The organism is Caenibacillus caldisaponilyticus (assembly GCF_002003465.1).
GTDB classification, from domain to species: Bacteria; Bacillota; Bacilli; order Bacillales; family Sporolactobacillaceae; genus Caenibacillus; species Caenibacillus caldisaponilyticus.
The window spans coordinates 1-4,544 of sequence record NZ_BDDQ01000073.1; the positions used below are offsets into that span (position 1 = coordinate 1).

The following is a 4,544-nucleotide window of genomic DNA, read 5'->3' on the forward strand; positions in this document are numbered from 1 at the left end:
AATGCTTGCGCGTACAGGCAATCGTTATCTCCGGTATTACCTGGTTGAGGCTGCCAATCTGGTCCGGCGACACGAACCTGAATACCGCGCCTTTTACCAAAAAAAGTATCGTGAAGTGCAGAAGCACTCACACAAACGCGCCCTCGTCTTAACGGCAAGAAAATTGGTGCGCCTGATTGATGCGCTGCTCCGCAACAATCAAATATATGCGCCGAAAAAGAAGGTGACGCGATGAGGTAACCTTCATCGATAACCTTGGTCATATCGGCTTCCAGTTATTTACAATATACTGGAGGCTTGGTTTAGTGCACCCTTTTTTATGACATATGGCCAAAAGAATTTCCAATTCATTTGTTTTTAACTCTTGACATCACACCGTAGGACTTTAAGATGACCACAAATTTTTTCATAAATGCCCTCGCCTTTCACTGAAATAAGAACATACGTTCTATTTCATTATAATATTCCATCTGATTTTGTACAACTTAAAAATTTGTTTAAGAATCGACTTTTTTTGTTTAATCGTTAAAACCTGTGATTTGAAGCAGGCAACCGGCAGGCATAGGTGAATTACCCAGCGACTCAAAACAACGATGACCTGTTATTTTATCCGGCCTCTAAACTCTTAGGTATATGGCTTTAATTACCGCCATAAAAAAACAAACCGCCGGTTCCCGCGCCATACGGGAATCGGCGGTCGATCAAAACGATGATTAGTTGGCCAGGAGTTTCAAAGCCTCGCGGTTAAACGCCGGGATGTCGTCCGGGGTGCGGCTGGTGACGAGTTGGTTGCCGCAAACAACGACTTCTTCATCGACGAAGTTTGCGCCGGCGTTTTCCAGATCGACGCGGATCGATTTGTAGCCGGTCACTTTGCGGCCGTTCAGCGCTTTCGCGGTAATCAAGAGCTGCGGACCATGGCAGATCGCAAACACCGGTTTTTTCGCGTCCATAAACGCTTTGGCGAAATTGACAAAGCGATCATCGGCGCGAAGGATGTCCGGCGAGAAACCTCCCGGAATGAAGAGCGCATCGAAGTCCTCGGGTTTCACTTCGTCGATCGACGCATCGACCGTCACTTTCACTTCACCGTGCTTGCCCGTGACGGTTTTGCCTTTTTCTTTCTCGATGACGGTCAATTCGTGGCCGGCTTCTTTAAAGGCTTCGGCCGGTTTCGCGTACTCGGAGTCCTCGAACTCATTCGTCAAAACAACGGCAATTTTTTTCGCCATACGGCTTCACTCCTCCTTACGATCTGATGGTACCCGCCTGTTCAGGACCGGTCTCTAATTAGATTCTAAAACGCGCGGCACGAGACTTCAAAAAATATGCTGTGCCCATGCTTGGCGGCCGAGGGATCGAGTTCTGCCGAAACGGCCGCATTAAAAGAGCGGGGCTTTAGTAGGTGATGTCCGGCTCGGCCGCAGTTCGCGGAGCGCCGCTCGCCAAATCGCGCAAAAAATCATATAAGCAAGCTTTAAAGCACGTGAACACCCAACTGCGCCAACATGTCCGCCAGCATGGCCAACGGCAGCCCGACGACCGTGAAATAGTCGCCGTCGATTTTCTCCACGATGGCGGCGCCAAGGCCCTGAATGGCGTAAGCGCCGGCTTTGTCCATCGGCTCGCCGGTTTGGATGTAGCGGCGGATTTGCGCGTCGCTCAACGGTTTCATCGTCACGCGCGTCCAGCTGTGGCCGGTGAGGACTTTTCCGGTGGCGCACACAATGCAGGAGATGCCGCTGTAGACGGTATGTGTCTTCCCTTGCAGCAGGCTGAGCATGCGAAAGGCGTCGTCCTCATCCTTCGGCTTGCCGAGAATCTCGCCGCCATAAACAACGACGGTGTCGCCGGCCACGATGACGGCGTTCGCCCTCGGCCCGACCGCTTCGTAAGCCGCGCGCGCTTTCCGTTCCGCGAGCCGTTCGACGACTTGCTCCGGCGCTAGGTTCTCCTGAACGCGTTCATCGGCGCTGTTGACCGCAAACTCGACCGGCAAGCCGAGCTGTTGAATTAATTCTTTTCGCCGCGGAGAAGCGGACGCTAAGATCAACGTCACCGGATCCACGGTGGCTCTCCCTCCCAATCCAACGCGATGCGGTTCAACATTGCAACCCAAATGGGTTTTCCCTTTTATTTTACCCACGAAACGCGGAAGGACATCGTCGCAAAAAAAATAACTGCCATGCATTCTTTCCCAAAACCGTCTTTCGCTCTTCACCGCAAACCGAGGTTTATTCCCGGCGGTTCGTCCTCCTGAATTTGCCGCAGCGGTGTTTTCCGCCCTTCATTATACTCCCATTGCCGGACACCCGAAAGGATGCGATTTTCAAAGTTTCCCGTCTCGACAAACGGCGGGATATATTCATGTGTTCATGCTGTACCCCCATGTTTTCCTTTCAACCGCCTGATTAGGCCGGTTAAGCTGCCGGTAGACCACTCGTCATGCAAACGCATTCAAAAAAATTATATTTTTCGGTCAACAGTCTTTACTTTTTCACACCATTCCATTATACTTTTTATGTAATTATCTGAAAAATTACTATCCCAGTAAAGGAGGCTCATTTATGGACAATCGCGAGCAGTGGGGGAGCCGGGCCGGCTTTTTGTTCGCCGCTATCGGTTCAGCCATCGGGCTCGGAAACATCTGGCGTTTTCCGGCCGTCGCTTACGCGAACGGCGGAGGAGCTTTTTTTATCCCATATCTCATCGCTTTGTTGACGGCGGGGATCCCCTTGCTCATTTTGGAATTCACGATGGGCCATAAATATCGCGGCTCGGCCCCGCTGACGCTGGCGAGAATTTCTAAGCGCGGAGAATGGCTCGGCTGGTGGCAAGTGCTCGTCTCGTTCTTTATATCTACGTATTATCCCATTATCATCGCCTGGGCCGTCTCCTACACGATTTTTTCGTTCAATCTGAGCTGGGGGAGCAATACCGAAGCGTTTTTCCAAAAGGATTACGCCCAGTTCGCTCTCGTCCATCCCGGGCAAATCGGCGGAATGGCCTGGAAAGTCGTCATCCCGCTTGTCGTCGTTTGGATTGTCGTTTTTGCCATTCTCTTTAAAGGCGTGCAAAAAGGAATTGAACGGGCGAACAAAATTTGTATTCCTTTGCTCGTCGTCTTGTTCACCATCATCGTCATCCGCGCGGTAACGCTCCCGGGCGCCGCGGAAGGCCTCGACGCCTTCTTCAAACCGGATTGGGGCAAAATTGCTTCCGGCAGCGTTTGGGTCGCCGCTTACGGGCAAATCTTTTTCAGTTTGTCCATCGCTTTCGGCATCATGGTGGCGTACGCCAGCTATCTGCCGCGTAAAACCGACATCACGAACAACGCGTTCATCACCGGATTGAGCAACTCGGGATTTGAACTTTTGGCGGGCATCGGGGTGTTCGCCGCCCTCGGTTTCATGGCCCATTCGGCCGGCGTATCCATCAACGATATCGCTCAAGGCGGGCCGAATTTGGTATTTGTCGTCCTGCCCAAGATCATCAACACGCTGCCGGCCTTCCAAAGCGCGTTTGCCGTCTTGTTCTTCTTATCCATCGTTTTTGCCGGTTTGACGTCGCTCATTTCGATCGTCGAAGCCTACGTTTCGGCCGTTCAGGACAAATTCAATATCTCACGCGCCAAAGCGGTCGGCTGGGGCGGGGGCATCGCCGCCGTTCTGTCGGTCTTGTATGCGACGAAAGGCGGGCTTTATTTCCTTGACAACATCGATCATTTCGTCAACGCCTATGGCGTCGCTCTCGCCGGACTCGTTGAAGTCATCCTCGTCGCGTGGGTGTTTCGCAAACTCGGCGAACTGCAAAAACACGCCAACGGCATTTCGGATATGCGTTTGGGCGCATGGTGGACGGTATGTCTCAGCGTCATCACTCCCATCGTGCTCGGCTACATGATGATTGACAGCATCCGCACCGACTTCAAAGCGCCGTACAGCGGTTATTCCGGCAGCTTTCTCGCCTTGGGCGTCGCGATTGCGGTCTTGTCGATCGTCCTCGGTTGGATCATTGCCGGCTTAAAATGGAAGCGAACGCTGGAAGAGCAGAAGGAGGTCAGCTGATATGTCCGGCTCTGCCATTGCCATGATGATCATCGGCATGGCCATCTTGTGGGGTGGACTCGCCTTTAGCATCGCCAACATGGTGCGCCAAACCAAAAAAAGCGAAGAAAAGTAAACGGAAAAGCCGGGGCTGAAGTGCACCCCTTAAAGTAGACACAGGAAAAACCCCCTGTGAAAATACTTTAAGGGGTGATTTTCATGGCAAGAAAAGGACAGAAATTCAAGACATACAGCTTTGAACTCAAAAAGAAGGCAGTGGAAATGAGACTTCAAGGAATTCCCAAGGCAAAAATCGCTGAAGAACTGGGGATCCAAGATGTGGGGCGCCTGAAGGTTTGGATGAAGAAATATTGGGAACAGGGCGACTTTGGATTAATGGAACACAGGGGAAGACGGAAAGAGTACAAAGACTTGGAAAGGGAAATCAAAAGGCTGCGATTGGAGAATGATGTTCTAAAAAAGTGGTTGGAAATCTTG

At 51.6% G+C, this 4,544-nt stretch carries 5 protein-coding genes and 1 pseudogene; 4 read left to right on the forward strand and 2 right to left on the reverse strand.

The genetic code is table 11. The annotated features are described in order from the left end of the window. Window positions 1-235 (forward strand): annotated as a pseudogene (locus CCB157_RS15550) (IS110 family transposase); the annotation flags it as partial. 478 nt (window positions 236-713) lie between these two features. On the opposite strand, the gene CCB157_RS15555 reads toward CCB157_RS15550, so the two are convergent. Beyond that, window positions 714-1,232: a type 1 glutamine amidotransferase domain-containing protein gene (locus CCB157_RS15555; RefSeq protein WP_077616765.1), complete on the reverse strand. Its 519-nt coding sequence runs from the start codon at window positions 1,230-1,232 to the stop codon at window positions 714-716. 245 nt (window positions 1,233-1,477) lie between these two features. Beyond that, window positions 1,478-2,068 (reverse strand): Maf family protein, encoded by a 591-nt coding sequence (locus CCB157_RS15560; RefSeq protein ID WP_077616768.1) that lies wholly within the window; start codon window positions 2,066-2,068, stop codon window positions 1,478-1,480. 499 nt (window positions 2,069-2,567) lie between these two features. Here CCB157_RS15560 and CCB157_RS15565 point away from each other — a divergent pair, with 499 nt between their 5' ends. The 3 genes from CCB157_RS15565 to CCB157_RS15570 form a co-directional block, all read left to right on the forward strand. Then, entirely contained in the window at window positions 2,568-4,067 is a 1,500-nt protein-coding gene (locus tag CCB157_RS15565) for a sodium-dependent transporter (protein ID WP_077616766.1), read from the forward strand. A gap of 1 nt (window position 4,068) precedes the next feature. Then, window positions 4,069-4,182, forward strand: coding sequence for a methionine/alanine import family NSS transporter small subunit (locus CCB157_RS17435; RefSeq protein ID WP_143287098.1), 114 nt, complete (start codon window positions 4,069-4,071; stop codon window positions 4,180-4,182). Window positions 4,183-4,265: 83 nt separating this feature from the next. Further along, window positions 4,266-4,544: helix-turn-helix domain-containing protein (locus CCB157_RS15570; RefSeq protein ID WP_077616767.1), on the forward strand; the 279-nt coding region annotated here is incomplete at its 3' end.

Coding starts and splice junctions, on each gene's coding strand:
- CCB157_RS15555 (WP_077616765.1), bottom strand. CDS start 1,232: ATGGCGAAAAAAATTGCCGTTGTTTTGACGAATGAGTTCGAGGACTCC.
- CCB157_RS15565 (WP_077616766.1), top strand. CDS start 2,568: ATGGACAATCGCGAGCAGTGGGGGAGCCGGGCCGGCTTTTTGTTCGCC.
- CCB157_RS17435 (WP_143287098.1), top strand. CDS start 4,069: ATGTCCGGCTCTGCCATTGCCATGATGATCATCGGCATGGCCATCTTG.